General features: G+C 61.0%; 13 protein-coding genes and 1 tRNA gene. 5 read left to right on the plus strand and 9 right to left on the minus strand.

Going from position 1 to position 18,369, the window contains the following annotated elements; genetic code table 11:
- The first annotated feature begins 118 nt into the window (after window positions 1-118).
- Together V8P86_RS01750 and V8P86_RS01755 are read left to right on the plus strand one after the other, a co-directional pair.
- Window positions 119-1,180: a phosphotransferase family protein gene (locus V8P86_RS01750; RefSeq protein WP_336325516.1), complete on the plus strand. Its 1,062-nt coding sequence runs from the start codon at window positions 119-121 to the stop codon at window positions 1,178-1,180.
- Complete coding sequence (locus tag V8P86_RS01755; RefSeq protein ID WP_336325517.1) at window positions 1,164-1,841, plus strand: 2-phosphosulfolactate phosphatase; 678 nt, start codon at window positions 1,164-1,166, stop codon at window positions 1,839-1,841. Before V8P86_RS01750 ends, V8P86_RS01755 begins: the two co-directional genes overlap by 17 nt.
- A gap of 4 nt (window positions 1,842-1,845) precedes the next feature.
- Here V8P86_RS01755 and V8P86_RS01760 read toward each other — a convergent pair whose 3' ends face one another.
- Entirely contained in the window at window positions 1,846-3,150 is a 1,305-nt protein-coding gene (locus V8P86_RS01760; protein ID WP_336325518.1) for a M28 family peptidase, read from the minus strand.
- A gap of 167 nt (window positions 3,151-3,317) precedes the next feature.
- Window positions 3,318-3,402, minus strand: a tRNA-Leu gene (locus V8P86_RS01765).
- Window positions 3,403-3,539: 137 nt separating this feature from the next.
- On the opposite strand from V8P86_RS01765, the gene V8P86_RS01770 reads away from it, so the two are divergent.
- Window positions 3,540-4,472 (plus strand): biotin--[acetyl-CoA-carboxylase] ligase, encoded by a 933-nt coding sequence (locus tag V8P86_RS01770; protein ID WP_336325519.1) that lies wholly within the window; start codon window positions 3,540-3,542, stop codon window positions 4,470-4,472.
- On the opposite strand, the gene V8P86_RS01775 is transcribed toward V8P86_RS01770, so the two are convergent.
- Window positions 4,473-4,907, minus strand: a complete 435-nt coding sequence (locus V8P86_RS01775; protein WP_336325520.1) for a universal stress protein — start codon at window positions 4,905-4,907, stop codon at window positions 4,473-4,475.
- A gap of 52 nt (window positions 4,908-4,959) precedes the next feature.
- Complete coding sequence (locus V8P86_RS01780) at window positions 4,960-5,976, minus strand: amidohydrolase family protein (protein ID WP_336325521.1); 1,017 nt, start codon at window positions 5,974-5,976, stop codon at window positions 4,960-4,962.
- A gap of 86 nt (window positions 5,977-6,062) precedes the next feature.
- Between V8P86_RS01780 and V8P86_RS01785 the strand changes: the two genes are divergently transcribed.
- Both V8P86_RS01785 and V8P86_RS01790 read left to right on the plus strand, forming a co-directional pair.
- Window positions 6,063-6,932 (plus strand): alpha/beta fold hydrolase, encoded by an 870-nt coding sequence (locus V8P86_RS01785; RefSeq protein ID WP_336325522.1) that lies wholly within the window; start codon window positions 6,063-6,065, stop codon window positions 6,930-6,932.
- 251 nt (window positions 6,933-7,183) lie between these two features.
- Window positions 7,184-9,625 carry a DUF5059 domain-containing protein gene (locus V8P86_RS01790; protein WP_336325523.1) on the plus strand — a complete coding sequence of 814 codons (2,442 nt, stop codon included), beginning with the start codon at window positions 7,184-7,186 and terminating at the stop codon, window positions 9,623-9,625.
- A gap of 21 nt (window positions 9,626-9,646) precedes the next feature.
- Here the strand turns inward: V8P86_RS01790 and V8P86_RS01795 are convergent, their stop codons facing one another.
- The 5 genes from V8P86_RS01795 to gltB form a co-directional block, all read right to left on the minus strand.
- Window positions 9,647-10,663, minus strand: a complete 1,017-nt coding sequence (locus V8P86_RS01795) for a tyrosine-type recombinase/integrase (RefSeq protein WP_336325524.1) — start codon at window positions 10,661-10,663, stop codon at window positions 9,647-9,649.
- Entirely contained in the window at window positions 10,660-11,073 is a 414-nt protein-coding gene (locus tag V8P86_RS01800) for a DUF5805 domain-containing protein (RefSeq protein WP_336325525.1), read from the minus strand. The genes V8P86_RS01795 and V8P86_RS01800 overlap by 4 nt, the downstream gene beginning before the upstream one ends.
- A gap of 377 nt (window positions 11,074-11,450) precedes the next feature.
- Window positions 11,451-12,494: an alpha/beta fold hydrolase gene (locus tag V8P86_RS01805; protein WP_336325526.1), complete on the minus strand. Its 1,044-nt coding sequence runs from the start codon at window positions 12,492-12,494 to the stop codon at window positions 11,451-11,453.
- 242 nt (window positions 12,495-12,736) lie between these two features.
- Window positions 12,737-13,708 (minus strand): NAD-dependent epimerase/dehydratase family protein, encoded by a 972-nt coding sequence (locus V8P86_RS01810; RefSeq protein WP_336325527.1) that lies wholly within the window; start codon window positions 13,706-13,708, stop codon window positions 12,737-12,739.
- A 69-nt stretch (window positions 13,709-13,777) separates the two neighbouring features.
- Window positions 13,778-18,322: a glutamate synthase large subunit gene (gene gltB / locus V8P86_RS01815; RefSeq protein WP_336325528.1), complete on the minus strand. Its 4,545-nt coding sequence runs from the start codon at window positions 18,320-18,322 to the stop codon at window positions 13,778-13,780.
- Between the last annotated feature and the right edge of the window lie 47 nt (window positions 18,323-18,369).

Below are 18,369 nucleotides of genomic sequence, written 5' to 3' on the forward strand. Positions count from 1 at the left end.
AAACTGTCCGGGGCTGGTTTCCAAAAACTCGTAGAAACCCGCACGTAGTTTCCAGCCGTAACCGAAATCCCAGTTCGGCTTAGCAAGCTATTTACTCCTCACAAGAAAATGGGGGGCAATGGCAACCGAATCTGATCTCGTCGACCGCGAGCATCTGCGGTCGTTTCTGGAAGAGCACCTCGGCGAGGCCGAGGAGTTCGATGTACAGCGCCACGATCAGGGCTTCTCCAACGAGACACTGTTCGTCTCGTGGGACGACACGGAACTGGTCATCCGCCGGCCACCCATCGGCGAAACGGCCGATACCGCCCACGACGTGCTGAGAGAGTACGAGGTGGTCGACGCCTTGCAGGACACCGATGTGCCTGTCCCCACGACAGTCGCGGCGACCGAAGATAGCGACATCATCGGCGTGCCGTTCTACGTCATGGAACGCCTCGACGGCGACGTACTGCGCTATTCCGAACCCGACCGCTTCCAGAATTCAGACGCGCGGGCAGGCGTGGGCGAAGAGATGATCGACACGCTCGCGGCAATCCACTCCGTCGATTACGAAGCCGTCGGTCTGGGCGAGTTCGGAAACCCGGAGGGGTTCACCGCGCGGCAGGTCGAACGCTGGCAGGGCCAGTTCGAGTGGGCATTCGAGGAGACCACCGAGTCCCGCGAAGTTCCGGAGATTGCCGAAATCGGCGAGTGGCTCGAAGCCAACGTGCCCGACGAACCAGCCCACACGCTCGTCCACGGTGACTACAAACTGGACAACGTCATCTTCGGTCCCGATCCGGAGCCGGAGCTGGCGGGCGTGCTCGACTGGGAGATGAGCACACTCGGGGATCCGTTGACGGATCTGGGCTGGTTCCTGTTCTTCTGGCTCGACCCAGTCGAGGGCGAGATGTCGTCGCTGATGCAGACGATGGCTCCCATGTTCCTGACCGACGACGACTATCACACTCGCGGCGAACTCCTCGACCGATACGAAGAGCAGACCGGCGTCGAGGTCCAGAACCTCAAATTCTACCGCGTACTCGCGGTCTACAAGATGGCCGCGCTGGGTGAGATGTTTTACGCTCGCTACCTGATGGGCAACAGCGACAGCACCTTCTACGCGATGATGGAGGACGGCGTCCCGCAACTGGCCGACCACGGACTAGAGATCATCAATGATGAACGACCGATCTGAAGGGGCCTGCGAGCGCGTCGAGCGATTAGAGGACATTCCAGAACCGGTTCCCACCGGCGAGTTCGTCGTCGTCGACGTGATTATCTCCTCGACGAGCATCGTGCGATTGCTCGAAGGCGGTGCGGAGTACGTCAAACCGTTCGGCGATCCCGAAGCGGCACTCCAATTCAAAGAACAGACCGAGGACGCCCTACTCGTCGGCGAGGACGGCGGCGGTGCAATCGAGGGATTTGACCTCTCGCCGCTGCCCTCGATCATTGCGGACGCGGACGTGGCGGGACGACCGGTCGGGATCCGAACCTCGAACGGCACCCGAGCGATGGATCGGATCGGTCACACCGACGGTCTACTCGTCGGGAGTACGGTCAACGCTGCCGCGGTCGCGGAGGAACTGTCCGAGCGCGGAACGAACTCACTGATCGTCGCCGCGGGTCGGCAGGGCGAACCGACGCCTGAGGACTCCGTCGGGGCCGAGTTGATTCAGGCCCGCTATCGCGCGAATTCGCTCGACGAAGATGCTCTCCGCGAGCGGATCCTGGAGTGCTCGACGGCCGAGTGGCTCAGAAGCATGGGCTACGACCACGAAATTGACGCGCTGCTAGAGTTCGATTCAACCGAGACAGTTCCCACACTCAAAGACGGCGTCTTCATCGACGCCTGAGAATCTATACGTCGTATCCTTCTTCGCGTGCCCGCTCGTGAACCGTCTCTGCGGAGACGCGTTCGGGTGAACAGCCCTCGTCGGCGAGTTCCAGCACCGCTTCTGCGAGCGGAACCGCTATCTCGCGCAGATCCCGGCGGTCGAGTTTGTCGAGGGTATCACCGTGAGTGTGGCCCCAGCCACGGCGGTCTGATCCGCCGATGGAGTAGGCCATCGCCGCTGGGACGCCCTCCCGAGCGAACGGCCAGTGGTCGCTGTGCGTGTTGACCTTCTCGTTGATATCGACGAGACTCTCCTGTGTCGCTGCGACACTCTCGAAGGCTGCACCGAGCGCCGGAAAGCCGTGCGTGTCGACCGCGAGGTTTCGCGTACTGCCGATCCCGTCGAGGTTCAGCAGCGCTTTGATTTCTTCCAGTGGGCGATTGTCGGCCGCGTGCGTCGAACCCAACAATCCGACCTCCTCGGATCCGAACGTCGTCACTCGGACGGCGGTATCGAGATCGTCCTCGACAGTCTTCAGCAGTCGAGCGACTTCGGTGACGAGCGCACAGCCACAGCCGTTGTCCAGCGCGCCCTCGGCGATGTCGTGGGCGTCGTGGTGAGCAGTGAGAAGCACCTCCCGCTCGGTGTCCGGTCCGAGTCGAGCGGAGACGTTTCCCGACGTGGCGGGTTCGGTACTGCACTCGACGGTGAGTTCCGCTTCGACGGTTGCTCTTTCGGCTTTGCGCGCGAGTCGACGACCGAGTTCGCGGGAGATACCCACCCCCGGGATTTCGCCGGGTGGGTCGCCGTCGCCGAGATCACCCGTCGGCGGCAGACAACCGTCTCGACGGCTCTGGAACAGGAACCCGTTCGCGCCGCGTTCGATCGCGAGTTCGTACTTCTCGCGGCGGTGGAACCACCGGTCGTAGCTCTCCGGCGTCCCGCCGGCGACAATGACGAGGCTGTCCTCGACGGATTGCTCGTCGAACTCCTCCGGTGTCCCGTGGCCGACATCGACGACCGGGCCGGAGGCCGTTCCTGCCGGCGACCCAGGAAGCCCGATGACCTCGTGGTCCCCGTCGTAGCGAGTCCCAGCGTCGACTGACAGCGCTGACGACCCGCGGGACCACGCCGAAAGATCGAATTTCTCGACTGTTACGTCGCGCAATCCCAGTTCTCGGAAGCGCTCAGCCAACCGATCGATCGCCGCCTGTTCGCCCTCGCTGCCCGCCATTCTGGGCGCACAATCGACCAGCGACTCCAGTACGTCCCACGAGACCGCATCTGTGTGTGCGGTCCCGACGCTTCTGTCCGGTAATCGTCCCATACTCCCGGTTGTATATCCAGGGGCCTGAAACTATGGATGACAGAGATAGCTCTCAGAGAGTAACTTCGGGAAAAGTTGCGTGGGTGCTGATCCCTGAAGGGATATGCACCCGCACTTTCTGTCCGCACCTGAGTCGGTGCATCTCGCACCTGAGCGCAGACAATCAGTGCGTGGGACCGGATTTGAACCGGCGGACCCCTACGGGACAGCGCCCTCAACGCTGCGCCGTTGGCCTGGCTTGGCTACCCACGCACGCTGTGTGCATTCCATCGTTCTGCCCGGGTGAATAAAAGGACTTTCCTTTCCGCCCGAGGGATGGCGGATAGCTATCAGGTTGCGAGCAAGTCAACGGGGCAACTCCTGTATAGGTCGGGTGTCTACTCGGAGATATGCACCCGACACGGAAGCAGATTCTCACGACGATTGCCGAGCGGCCGACCAGTGGCCCTGATCTCGCCGCTGAACTCGAGATCTCCCGGGCAGCCGTCTGGAATCATGTCGAAGGACTCCGCGAGGACGGATTCGAGATCGAGAGCCAGTCGGATGGCTACACACTCGCAGGAATTCCCGACTATGGCGGCCCGGCGCTGGAATACGGGCTGGATGCACCACTGGAGATCGAGTACCACGACGAGATCGATAGTACGAACGAGCGCGCGCGCACGCTGGCCGACGACGGCCACTCAGATGTTGTCGTCGTGGCAGACCGTCAGACTGGTGGCCGCGGACGCCTCGACCGCGAGTGGGCCTCACCGAGCGGCGGCATCTGGCTCTCGCTGCTTTCCCGCCCCGACATCCCGCCAGCGAGCGCTCCGCTGTATACGCTCGTCGCTGCCGTCGCGGCGGCCCGCGCTGCGCGCGACGCTGGCGTCGACGCGACGATCAAATGGCCAAACGACGTTCGCGTCGGCGACCGAAAGCTCGCGGGGATTCTCACCGAGATGGAAGGCGAAGCCGACCGGATCTCCTGGCTCGTCGTTGGCATCGGTCTCAACGCGAACGTCGACCCCGAAGACCTCCCCGGCGATCAACCAGCAACGTCACTACAGTCGGAGGTCGGCGCTGTCGACCGCCGGGCGGTCGCCCAGACGCTACTCGAAGAATTCTGGACGCTCTCGACCGTAGACGCAGAGGAGATCATGGCTGCGTGGCGAGAACTTGCGTCGACGCTTGGCCAGCGAGTCCGAGTCGAGACACCGCGAGAAACAGTCGTCGGTGAGGCTGTCGATATCAAAGCCCCGGGAACGCTCGTCGTCGAAACTGAGGATGGTCTGCGTGAGATCACCGCGGGCGATTGCGACCACCTTCGCCCAGCAGAGTGATCAGTCCAGTTGGTCGACGTTTACTGTCATCACCGGGACCGGTGCGGATCGAATCACTCGTTCGGCAACACTACCGAGCAGCAGTCTGTCGACCCCCGACCGACCGTGTGTCCCCATCACGATGACATCACAGCCCTCGTCCTCTGCGTAGGAGACGATTTCCTTCGAGGGGGATCCATCGACAACACCCGTCTCAACCGGCAGATTACCGATCGATTCCTCGACAGCCTGGACTGCTCGCTTGCCCTGCTGGTGCAGAGCGCTGTTGACTCCCTCCCACGAGGATTCCATCGGGAGATCCGACAGCGATGCCGTATTCGCCACGTAGAGCGTATGGAGCGTCGCGTCGTGTACCGCGGCCAGTTCTCGGGCGTGCTCGATGACGACGTCCATCCCCTCAGAGCCGTCTGTCGGGAGTAAGATATTATCGTACATTAGTTGAAATATCATCAGCCCCGGACTTAATTCCACCTGTCGATTCCAGCCGCTAGCTCCTAACTACTCGTTTGACATCGTCGACTCCAGCGCGGCGCACGACCGCGCGACGAGGATCCTGTGCGCCGCTGAGGTTGTCCGAATCTCCGTCGAGAACGAGCAGTTCGCTGTCCCGACCGGGTTCGACCAGCCCACAGTTCAGCCCCGCAATCTCCGCCCCGTTGATCGTCGCCATCCGTAGCACTTCGACCGTCGATACGTCCATCAATTTCGCCGTAAAGGCCATCTCTCGGAACATCGACGGGCTGTTGAGAAAGACGTTGTCGGTCCCGAGTGCGACTGTCGTCCGGTCGAGTAAATCCCGAACTGGCGGCAGTCCGACGTTGGTAACGGCGTTCGAGCGCGGACAGACGACGACTGGCAGTTCGCTGTCGGCGAGCCGTTCGAGATGGAGCGTTTCAGGGTGGACCATGTGAACGAGAAAGTCGGGCTTCAGATCGAGTGCCGGGTTGATGTCGCTACTATCGACCTCCCCAGCGTGAATCCCGAACAGCTTGTTAGCCTCGGCAGTCTCGCTGCGCTCGTGAACGAAATCGCCATCGTTCGCGCCACTGGCGCCAAATCCATCGGCAGCCTTCATCGCAGCCGTCGTCTCTCGGCCGAGCACGACTGCCTCGATATCGTCGCCAACGAGCGCCTCTTCGATCGCCTCGACTCCGTCGACCCCACCCTCACGGAACTCGATGAACCCGGCGGTACCAGACTGTTCCATAAAAGAGAGCGTCCGGGACATCGCTGCGACCAGTTCGTCTCGATTCGCTTCATCGAGTAGTCGATGTTTCAGCCCGTCCGGTGGCGCGACGAGTTCTTCGAGACTCAGCCCCTCGCCGGCCTCTTTGGCAACCGAGTCACCGATGTGGGTGTGTGCGTTGACGAACGCGGGGAGAATGATATCGTCGGTGTGTGCCGTCCCTTCCTCGATATCGAGAATCTCGCCGTCCTCGACGATGACCCGTCCTTCCACGGGTTCGAACCCACGGCCGCGGAGGATGGTCCCTTCGAGAAGCATACGCTCACCTTCGGGAGCCGCCGGTTTCAACGCACCGGACTCGGGGAGCCACGGGATACTTCTACCATCCCCTTCACAGTCACCCTATGTCAGACGCGATGCCCAAGTTGAACCACCGCACTGTCGAGACGAACGGACTGGAGTTGCACGCCGTGACTGCCGGCCCGACGACAGGCGAACCCGTCCTCGCGCTGCACGGCTTCCCCGAGTTCTGGTACGGCTGGCGACATCAGCTTCCGGCGCTGGTCGACGAAGGGTATCGTGTGATCGTCCCTGACCAGCGGGGCTACAACCTCAGCGACAAACCCAGCGGTCTCGACAGCTACCGACTGACCGAACTCGCTGCCGACGCCGTCGGGATACTCGACGCGCTGGGTTACGAGGAAGCCCGATTGCTCACCCACGACTGGGGGGCAGCCGTCGGCTGGCAGGTCTTGCTCGAATACCCCGAGTACGTCACACAGGCAGTCACGATGAATATCCCACACCCTGCAGTGTTCGACGAATACCTCTTCGGTGATCTGAAACAGACGATAAACAGCACCTACATGTACCTCTTTCAGGTGCCCGGGCTTTCGGAGTGGGCACTCACTGCTCGCAACTGTCGCGGACTCGAGCTCTTTCTCGACACGACCAACAGCGAGGATGCATTCACGCCAGCGGATCGAGAGCTGTACCGGGAGGCGTGGCAGCAACCCGGCGCAGCGACAGGGATGTTGAACTGGTATCGGTCGCTTCTCAGGCGTGATCCGGGAGGGGTTCCGTCGATGACCGTCGAGCCCGAGACGATGGTGATCTGGGGAACTCAAGACCGACTTCTCAGGTCGGCGATGGCCGAGGACAGCCTCGAATTCTGTCCGAACGGCCGCCTCGAACTGATCGAAGATGGTACACACTGGATCCACCACGAGTGTGCGCCGCGAGTCAACCAACTGGTCTGTGAATTTTTCGAGTGACCACTCGACGACCGGAGTAAAATGAGTTGACCCCCAGGGTGAGTTCCTGATAAATCTGCATCCGCCTTGCTTCTGTATATCGTCATGCGATTTATACGCTGCCACTCCGACAGTAGTAGATTTAATTTCGTGATGAATTCATAAGAATACAACCAATTAAACGCTTGTATTGGGGCAACCCGCTATGTTGCCGTGTTTTAGGTGTACCTAAATTTCGAAACACCTTTGTTTGGTTTAGGCAAGCCTAAATCATGGAGCAGACAAGACGCAAGTTGCTTCTCGCATCGGGAACGGCACTCGCAAGTGTTTCGCTCGCTGGCTGCTCAGGCGGGACAGGCGACGAAGAGCCCGACGACAGCCCCGAGAATAATGAAGACGATCCCGAGTCGGCCGATACCCCCACCCAATCGGAGGACGGAACAGCCTTCGAGGCCGTCGATGTCGGTGTCGTTTCGGAGTGGAATGCCATCAGGTCTCGGCTTCGTGACCCAGTGGCTCTCGGTCACGCAGGTGCCTACGAGTCTGCAAACAGCATTGTCGAAGATATCTTCGAGCGATTCGAGACGGCGTCCGGCGAACACAACGCCCACGAAACCCTCGAAGAGACCGACGAATCGTACTACGAAGGGTTCGAGGGCGCACTGAACGAACTCGGCGACGCACTCGACGCAGAGGACCTAGAGGGCGCACACGAGGCCATGCAGAGGGCCGACGAAAACCTGCTCTCCGCCCAGACGACGCTCACCGACGAATCCGTCGCAGAATCGCTAACTCTCCTCGTCATGGCCGCACACGTCGAGGACGGGCTGATATTGCTCTCGCGCGGAGAACCCGAGCCGGCCGCTGAGGAGTTCACCCAAATCGGTGACCGGTTCCTGGATACTGGTCTATACGACACTGTTGCCGAAGTCGATCAGGAGGCCGCCGATACCTTCCAGGCCGCAGCTTACGAGGCCTCGTCTGCCGCTGAAGATGAGGACGCCGAGGCAGCGACAGAGTCAGCACACGAGGCTTTTGAGGCCGCCGCACAGGCGCTGTACACCCTCGAACCGGAAGCTTTCGCGGGTGCGCTCAACATGGCCGCATTGCAGGCGAGAGGCTGGGACGGCGCGGCGGTGGCTGCTGCTGGCGGTCCAACACAGTCGTTCGCCCACGCCGCGTCCCTGAACGAGTATCGCGCTCGTGCCCGCGATGCAATGCTTCTCTTCGAGAATGATGCCCCCGATGCTGCAGCGGAAACCGTCAAAAAATCACTCGAAGGCTTCGAGACCGCCCGCGCCCACGACCCCCTCGAAGAAGCGGATCACGAGAGTTACGAATCCTTCGAGTCGGGGTTAGAAACGCTGCTGGCGGCCATCAACAACGACGACGCCAGCGGTGTCAAAGATGCCGTCGAGACGGTCGACTCGGCGCTCAGATCCGGTATTGGCGCGCTCGTCACCGGTGCAATGCCGAGCCTGCTCGAAGCCAGTCACGCGCGAATTCGCGTCGCTGACGCCGTCGAACAGTACCGCCTCGGGCGTCAGGAGCGGGCGCCCGAACTCGTCCAGAACGTGCTCGCAGACTTCGAGGCAGACCTCGCTGGCTTCCACGAAACCCTCGAAGAGACGGATCGAGAGCTCTACGAGGCCTTCGAGCACGAACACCTCGAAGGGCTGCTGACCGCATTGGAGAACGGCGACGACGAAGCCGTCGCTACGCACGTGGACGGGATTCACGAGGCCCTCAGCGACTTCGAGCAACAGCTCACCGGCACAGCGGCCGTCAGCGGCGCAGAGAGCGGCTACATGCTCGGGCGAATCCTGGATGCCTCCGCGGTCGCTGCACTGGGTGAATCGGACCGGGCCGAGACGATCACAAACGACACGCTGGGCTACTTCGAGCGGGGTGCCGCCGGCTTCCACGAAGCTCTCGAAGCAGCCGATCACGACCTTTACGAACGGTTCGAGGCGGCCATCGAGGCCGGCCCGTCCTCGGCAGAAGATGCCGTTAGCCGGGCTGTCGACGCTATGTACGCGGTCGTGGCAGCCGGCGGTGGCGCGGGTGGAAACGCTGGTTCGATCCTCAGCGACGTTTTCGCACACTTCGAGGAGGCGAAGGTCCACGATCTCGTCGAAGAGGCAGATGAAGAGAGTTACGAGACCTTCGAGCGGAATCTCGAAGCCTACATCGAAGGACTCGATGCCGGAGAATCGCCCGACGAATACGCCGCGTCCTACGCTGAAAGCTGTCTGCAGGCGCAGTTTGCGGTCGCGGGCGCCCCCGACGAAGCGCCGGCCGATCCCGAGAATGAAAACACGAGTAAGGAGTCCGAACCTGACCTCGAAGGCGGGCCGAACGTCGTAGAGGGCGTGCCGGACGAAGCGGATCACGTCGTGGACATGCAGGCTGTCTCGTTCGATCCCGAAGAGATCACATTCCAACAGGGAGAGACCGTCGCATGGCGGTTTGCAGCGGGTGAACCGCACAACGTCGTCGCTTACGAGGCCGAGATTCCGGACGACGCCGAATACTGGGCCTCCGGCGGGTTCGAGAGCGAATCTGCGGCCCGCGAGGGCTGGGAGAACGGTCAAGGAGCCGTTCAAGAGGGTCAATCCTACGTAAAAACCTTCGAGACACCCGGTGAACACGGGTACTTCTGTGTGCCACACGAGACAGCAGGAATGGTCGGAACCGTCGTCGTCGAGGAGTAGACTGGCGGTTACGCCGCTGCCTTACAGGAGCGAGTAGATATTTTTCCGGTACACCGTGCGAATCCGGTCGCCCCAGTCGTGGGTGTAGGTGTCGATCACGTCGGTCGCAACGTCGCCGCGCAGGTATTTGACCACGCCGCGGTCCCCCGTTCTATCCCGGAGATGTGTCGTGAAGAAGTGGCGGAAATAATGCGGCGTGACGTTCTCTTCCGGGCCCCCGTGGTCGTGATACCAGCCGTGCTCGCGGGCATGTCGCTCGACGATGTGGTGGATCATGTCTGGGGTCAGTCGCTGTCCCCAACTATCTGTCGTCGAGACGAACAGCGGCTCTGCCGGGGAAACCGGGTCTGGCCGAACCTGGAGCCACGTGTCGAGTGTCTCGGCGAGTTCGTCGTCGACCGGAATCGTCGTTGCCCGCTTGCGCTTGTTCGAGGCCGTCCGTCGCTCGCCGTTGTAGACCGAGCCCGCACTGGGTGTATCGTCGACGAATAGCGAGTCGGGTCGGCCATCGAGCCGTGGTCTATGCTCGCCCTCTCGATCCGAAAGCGAGAGATCTCGAAGGTCCAGATTGCACATTTCACCGGCTCGAATCCCGGTTTTCAGCAGTGTGAGTATAACCGCTCGGTCGAGTGGATGCTGAAGTTCGGCGACGAATTCCCGCATTGCAGGGACGGAGATATCCCGGCGTGCGGGGTCGGTGTTGATCTGTTCGTCCATCTCCTCGACGACGATAGACATGGGGTTGTCGGTGAACTCGTCGACGCGGATCATATAGTCGTAAAAGCGGTTGAGATAGGAGGCGTACGTCGCGACGGTGCTCTCTCCGAGTTCGCCGCGGAGCTGGTGGATGTAGGCCATACAGTCCCTGTGGTTCGCTTCGTCGATGGCGAGGTCTCTGGAGTCCAGGTACGCCCTGAAATCGCCCAAGACACGCTCGTACGCTTCCTGAGTCCGCTCGCTTTTCCCCTGGTAGCCGATATCTTCGAGGAAGTACTCGACGTGTGAGCCGCCGGATTTCGTCGGATCGAGTTCGCTCACGAGTCGCCCTCCACGAGCACGTACCCGTCCGCCCGGCCGCTGTAGCGGATCTCGTTCGACTCCTGAAGCTCTTGCAAGGTTTCGTCGAGGCGGCTTTCGATGTCGTCGGTCAGAGACGCCAGTAGCTCGTCCCACGAGAGCGCGTCAGCGTCTTCGAGTAGTGCCGTCACTTCGCTTCCGAGCGATTGCTCAGCGTCGCCGGAATCGTCGTCTATCGAGCCATCGGCATCGGGAATCAACTCCGGATCGTCACCGATCTGTCGACGACCCGCCTGTACCATCGTCTTGACGAACTCGCTGCGTGACATGTCTAGTCGATCGGCGTGGTCATCCCACACATCGCGCTGGTAAGCCGGCACGTATGTCTGGACCACTGTCCGCGAGGTATCGACTTCGCCGTCGCCGCTCATACAAGCCCGCTCACACCCCATCAACTTCAATCTAATGTCACACACACGTCTAAAAGGCATTATTTGTGGAAGTGATATTGCTATTTGCCGAGTGAGCGGCAGTAATCCAGAGAGTACTATTACAGACACAACTAAAAATTGAATTTCTAGCACAGTCGCCTCTGGCAGAATCAATTCGAGGTCCGAACTGGTGTTCAATTCACACTTGATGAATAGAATAGATCCTTTGCCAACACTAACCGCTGACATACTGCCGTCAAATCGAACCCGGACTTGGGCCCACGAACCCCACACATCTGATGATATGATAGTCATTGACCGGTGTTTTAAAATAGGGTAGATATGACTGCGTGGTGCCGGTTAATGATAGAGTAGTATCACAAATTCTCGATGAGAGCGGACAGAACTGTCCCGGGTTGCTCGATGTGCGGAGAGTGTCCCGCACCGTCGACGACGATTTCTTCGTATTCGCCCCCGGCATCCTCGTACTCTTCCAACAGATCACGAGTCTGGGCGACCATTGGCTGTGGAGGGTACTCCTCCTCACCTGGCCAGCCCGGCAATTCGCCGATCTGTCCCAGGTAGCCGGCCTCGAACAGCGAGCCATTCGCGACGACCAGATCCTCGGAGCCGCGAATCCAGCAGACTGGCGGTTTGGTATCAATATCGACGAACGCCGTCAGGTCGCAGTACTTCGGGGAAAGCGCGTTGTTGACACCGCGCTCGCCAGGTGCCATCCCTGGCCAGTGCTCGGAGCCAGTCTGGTCGCCGGGATAGTAGTCGTCCCCCACTTCGGTGTCGGTGATCGCTGCGACGTAGTCGTCTTCGACAGCAGGGTCGAGTTCTGTGGTGGCTGCTGTGTATACCGTGTTGAGAACGTTTCGCGGAGAAGCGTCTCCCTCGGCTCCGTGATAGTCGTTGGCCATCCCCTCGACGAACTCCTCGTTGACCAGTCCGCCACCTGTACCCGCGTAATCCGGCTGGCAGGGTGTTCCGTCGCGTTCCGTTCCGCCGTAGCCGTACGGTGGAACGGGATTGATCAAACCCACTGAGTCGACGCCATCCGGGTGATCGATTGTATATCTCAGCGCAACACCGCCGCCGGTCGACCACCCAACCAGCGAGGGAGTGGAAATATCGAGGGCCGAGAACAGCGCGTGTACGTCGTCGGCAAAATCCCTGAGTCCCCGAGTCGCATCGATCGGCCGACGCTCCGAGTCCCCGAACCCGCGGAAATCGGGGGCGACTGCGTGATACTCGTCCGGGAGTTCCGCCATCAATTCGGCGAAGAACCGTGACGACGAGGCATTCCCGTGGAGGAAGACCACAGTATGCTCTCCTCCGGGATTTGTTTCGAGGTAGTAGGTATCGAGTCGATCCGTCTCGGTCCGCTGCCCAGTGACGTTCGCTGGTAATGCCATATGCCAACTGTACACGTACAAATCGAAAATAGGTTGTGTACGAATAATATCATATGTATGATAATCCTCGGCAGTAAAAGTTGATTAATTACCCGTTATACTGGCGCAGTCCGCCTGATCTGTGACAAGTAAACCAAATAACGCTATATCAATGATTGGCCAGGCTGTTAGAATTTTTGCGGCAACAATATCCGCAGATAGCGAGGTATCGCAGAGAGTACGTGTTGGTCGTTGCTTCTCCCTTACAGCGAATCGAGAACCGCCTCCTCGGCAGCGCGGTCCGGTCCCGGATCGCGCTCGGGTTCACCCTCCCAGTCGACAGTGCGGGCAATCGCCTCTGCGGGACTGAGTGGTTCCCACCCGATATCTGCCAATTTCTCCGTCGAAAGGATGTGAACGTCAGGATTGTACAGCGGGAAGTCGGTCGATTGCAGGCCGGCAGCCGAGAGTTCTCGGTCGTTAGCAGTCACGAACTCCGGATCGGCACCGACTGCGTCCGCGGTCTGTTCGAGAAGGTCTTGGAGCGTGAGGATCGTCCGGTCACCGGCGTTGTAGGCTTCGCCGGGTTCGCCCGATTCCGCGACCGTCCGAATTGCGCGCACGGTGTTGTACACTGAGACGAGGTGGTGAATGTTCGTTCCGTCGCCCGGGACGAGTACGCGGTCGTATTCGGCGATGCGGTCGATCCAGTACTGATAGCGGCCGGTGTAGTCATGCGGGCCGTAGACGATGGTGGGTCGCACGCTCATCGCGTTCACTCCTTCCTCGGCGGCCTCGAAGACGATCCGATCACCCTCGGCCTTGCGAGCCCCGTAGGTCTCGTGGCTATCGTCGACGGCCTGGTCGTCGGTGCAGGGTTCCAGCGGCGTCTCGTCTTCGCGTTTCGGAATCACGTCCGGTCCGTAGGCGGCCCCGCTGGAGATGTAGACGTACGCCCCCACGTCCTCGAAGGCCTCGACTGCGAGTTTGACCTCACCCGGATAGTAGGCCACGCAGTCGACGACGATGTCGGGTTCGACGGCTTCGTTCGCCTCCTTGAGCGCTGCGCCGCTCGTTCGGTCCCCCGTATACTGATCCACGCGGTCGTGATCCGCGAAGGGATTCTCGCGCGTGCCGCGGTTGAACAGTGTCACCTCGTACTCGGCGTCGAGTAGTTCCGTCACCAGATGGCGGCCGATGAAGCGCGTCCCGCCGATAATGAGTGCTGTGTCCATACAGGCGGGGTCGTCCGTCAGCCGTGAAAACGCTCCGATTGCGACAAAAAAGTGTCCGCAGCGTGACGATCAGTCCGCGTTCGAGTGCATCGTCGTCGACAGTTCGCCTGCTTCAAGCGTCGCCGCTTCGGGGAGTTCGTTGCGAACGTCGTCACGTTCGCGCTCGGCGATGATCTCGGCGTAGGCGTCGGGCATCACGCGCGTGAAGTTCTCGATTTCCTCGTCCCACTCCTCGAGTAGTTCAGCCGCTCGCTCGGAGTCGGTATAGGCAGCGTGGTTCTCGACGAGTCGGGTCAGCATCTCCCGGTCTTTCTCTTCGAGGGTGTCCGACAGCGAGGCCATTCCGGTGTTGGCACGTTCCTCGAAGGAGCCGTCGGGATCGTACACGTAGGCGACACCGCCGGACATCCCGGCCGCGAAGTTCTTGCCCGTCTCGCCCAGCACGGCGATTGCGCCGCCGGTCATGTACTCACAGCCGTGGTCGCCGACCGATTCGACGACACCTTTGACTCCGGAGTTTCGCACGGCGAAGCGTTCGCCGGCAGCACCGTTGACGTAGCACTCGCCCTGCGTGGCACCGTAGAGTGCGACGTTGCCGGTGATGATGTTCTGGCTGGCGTCGTAGCTGGCCTCTTCCGGTGGCCGGACGATCAGTTTGCCGCCAGAGAGCCCCTTACCGAGGTAGTCGTTCGCAGAGCCGACCAGTTCCATCGTCACGCCGTCCTGCGTGAACGCACCGAAGCTCTGGCCTGCGGTCCCGTCGAAGCGAGTCGTCAAGGTATCTTCCGGCAGGCCGTCGACACCGTGGACTTTCGAGATCTCGTTCGAGAGCGTCGCACCGACCGCTCGGTGAACGTTGTTGATCTCCTTGGTGAGCGTCGTCGGCTCTCCGTGTTCGATAGCGTCGCTGGCCTCCTCGATCAGTTCCCAATCGAGTTGTTCGTCGACATCGTGATCCTGCTCACGAGTCTTGTACCGGTCGACACCCTCCGGACGCTCCGGCTCGACCAACAGCGAAGAGAGGTCGAGTTTCGCCGCCTTCTCCTGGGTTACGTCGTCGCGCTGCTGGAGCAGTTCGACGCGGCCGATCATCTCCTCGATTGAGGAGAAGCCGAGTTCGGCCATGATCTCGCGCAGTTCCTGCGCGATGAAGGTCATGTAGTTGATGACGTGCTGGGGCTGGCCGGGGAATCGCTCGCGAAGCTTCTCGTTCTGCGTTGCGATACCAACCGGACAGGTGTTCTCGTGACACTGCCGGGCCATCACACAACCGGAGGTAACCATCGACGCCGTCCCGAAGGTGTAGCCCTCGGCACCGAGGAGCGCAGCGATTGCCACGTCACGGCCGGTCTTCATCCCGCCGTCGGTCGTCACGCGAATCCGGTCGCGGAGACCAGTCTGACAGAGTAGCTGGTTCGCCTCGGCGACACCGAGTTCCCACGGCACACCGGCGTTTTTGATGCTCGTCTTCGGCGACGCGCCGGTTCCGCCTGAGTCACCGGAGATGTGAACCACGTCGGCGTTCGCCTTCGCCACACCGGCGGCGATAATGCCGACACCGGCCTCGGCGACGAGTTTGACATTGATGTCCGCCTCGGGGTTCGAGGCTTTCAGGTCGTGGATCAACTGTTTCAGATCCTCGATGGAGTAGATATCGTGCAGCGGCGGCGGCGAGATGAGGCCGACACCCGGCGTCGCGTACCGGACGTGAGCGATCATCTCGTTGACCTTCTTGCCGGGCAGGTGACCACCCTCACCGGGTTTGGATCCCTGCGCCATCTTGATCTGGAGTTCGTCCGCAGCAGTGAGATACGTCGAGGTCACACCGAAGCGACCGGACGCGACCTGCTTCGTGTGGGATTCTTTCTCGGTCCCGAACCGTTCCGGTGGTTCGCCACCTTCACCGGTGTTGGACTTGGCACCGATCCGGTTCATCGCGATGGCGTTGTTCTCGTGCATCTCGGGCGAGAGCGAGCCGAGCGACATCGCCGCCGTCTCGAATCGCTCGACGATGGAGTCGACGGATTCGACTTCTTCGATCGGAATCGACTCGCGGTCCTCGTCGTCGAATTCGAGCAGGCCCCGCAGCGTGGCGAGTTGCTCCTGCTGGTCGTTGACGAGGTCGGCAAACTCTTTGTAGGTCTCGTAATCGCCCTGCCGGACAGCCTGTTGGATCGTGCTGACCGTCTCGGGATTCCACTGGTGGTAGATGCCGCCGGTGCGGTTCTCGTACTCACCGACGCGCTCCATGTCGCCGTCGTTCCAGGCGACTTCGTGGCGGTCGAGCAGGTCGGATTCGATCTCGTCGAGCCCGATCCCCTCGGTACGGTTTTCGGTTCCCTCGAAATACTCGTCGACGAGGTCCGAGGAGAGACCGACTGCCTCGAAGATCTGTGCGCCTTGGTAGCTCTCGACCGTCGAGATACCCATCTTCGCCATCGTCTTGAGCAGGCCGTCCTCGACGGCGTTGATGTAGGCGTCGATGGCTTTGTGCGGATCTGCGCCGTCGGGTCCAGCGACGAGGTCGGTGATCGTCTGGTAGGCGAGATACGGGTTGACTGCGCCCGCGCCGTAGCCGATCAGCGTCGCGAAGTGATGGACCGCTCGCGGATCGCCCGATTCGAGGACGAGTCCGATGTGGTTACGCTGGCCGTTGCGGACGAGGTGGTGGTGAACGCCGCCGACGGCGAGCAGTGACGGGATCGGGACACGGTCCGGATCGTTGGTTCGGTCCGAGAGGACGACAATATCGTTGTCCTCGGCTGCGTTGGAGGCGTTCTCGCGGACCGCCTCGACGGCGGATTCGAGGTCGTCTTCGTCCGGGTCGTAAGTGATGTCAACGACGCCGGTCGACATGCCGTTCTCGCCGAGATTCTTGATGCCATCCATCTCCTGGTCGGTCAGGATCGGCGAATCGAGGACGAGTTGGCGGGCGTGTTCCGGCGTCTCGTCGAGCAGGTTGCGCTGGTTGCCGAGTCTCGTTTCGAGACTCGTCACGAGTTCTTCCCGGATGTAATCCAGCGGCGGGTTCGAGACCTGCGCGAATAGCTGTTTGAAGTAGGTGAACAGTGGTCGGTTGAACTGTGAGAGCACCGACAGCGGCGTGTCGTCGCCCATCGACCCGATCGGGTCCTTCCCTTTTTCGGCCATCGGTTCGAGCAGGTGATCGATCTCGTCGTAGGTGTAGCCGTAGGTCGACTGATGGGCGCGCAGTTCCTCGACGGAATGCTGTGGTGTGTTGTCGTCGTCCGGGGAGATATCCTCGATCTGGACCTGCTCCTGGTCGACCCATTCGCCGTATTTGTCGTCGATGAGGCCGTCGAAAACCTCCTCGTCAGGAACGACTCGACCCTCTTCGGGGTCGGCGAGGAAACACTGACCGGGCGAGAGGCGGCCGCGCTCTCGGATTTCGCTTTCGTCGTAGTTGAGCGCGCCGACCTCCGAAGACATCACGAGCGTGTTGTCTTCGAGCACGTCGTATCGGCACGGACGAAGTCCGTTCCGGTCGAGCACTGCACCGACGCGTTCACCATCGGTAGCGGCGACGAGTGCAGGGCCGTCCCACGGTTCGACGAGTGAGGCGTGGTAGTCGTAGAACTCCCGGCGCTGGCCGGAGACGTTGTTCTGTTCGCCGCGCCACGCTTCGGGGATGAGTGTTCGGAGGGCGTGTGGGAGCGAACGACCGGATTCCATGAGCAGTTCGAGCGCGTTGTCGACGCTCGCGGTATCGGACTGCTCGGGGTCGTCGATGATCGGCTTGATCTTCTCGATATCCTCACCGAAGGCCTCGTCCTGAATGTCAGTCTCGCGGGCGCGCATCCAGTTGATGTTGCCCTGAATCGTGTTGAACTCGCCGTTGTGGATGATGTTGCGGTATGGGTGGGCGAGATGCCACGCGCCGAGAGTGTTCGTCGAGAACCGCGCGTGGACCATCGCGAACGTCGAGTGCATCCGCTCGTCCGAGAGATCGAGGAAGTAGTCTTCGACCTGTTCGGCTTTCAGGAGTCCCTTGTAGACGACCGTTTTCCGGTCCAGCGAGACGATGTAGAAGCGGTCGCTCCCGTCGGGCTGTTCGTCTTTGATCGTGTTTTCGACGACGCTGCGTCCGATATAGAGCTGTCGGCCGAACTCATCCTCGCTCACGTCCTCGTTCGAGGTGACGAATACCTGTTCGATCTCCGGTTCGGAGTCGAGTGCCGTCTGGCCGAGGCCCTTGTTGTTCGTCGGAACAGAGCGCCAGGCGAGCACGTCAAGTCCTTCCTCGTCGAGCAGTTCCTCGACGCGTGTCTTCAGTGCTTCACGGTCGTCCTCGTCTTTCGGCAAGAAGAGCGATCCGACAGCGTATTCGCCGGGGTCGGGGAGATCGACATCCAGTTCGCCAGCAAAGAATTCGTGGGGAATCTGGAGGAGAATACCAGCGCCGTCACCAGTCTCTTTCTCCGCACCGGTCGTGCCGCGATGTTCCATACACTCTACCAGTTCGAGTCCGTCGCGTACGACCTCGTGGCTGCTCCCGCCATCGAGGTCCATCACGACGCCAACCCCACAGTTGGACCGAGCATCCGTGGGGTCTGCGAGACCGTCCTGACCAGTCTCTGTGCGTCGGTCTGTCATATCACGAGTACACAAGTGCCCCAGCCATATCAGGCTATTCCTGAAAT

The sequence above is a fragment of the Halovenus anhuiensis genome (assembly GCF_037080055.1).
Lineage (GTDB): Archaea > Halobacteriota > Halobacteria > Halobacteriales > Haloarculaceae > Halovenus.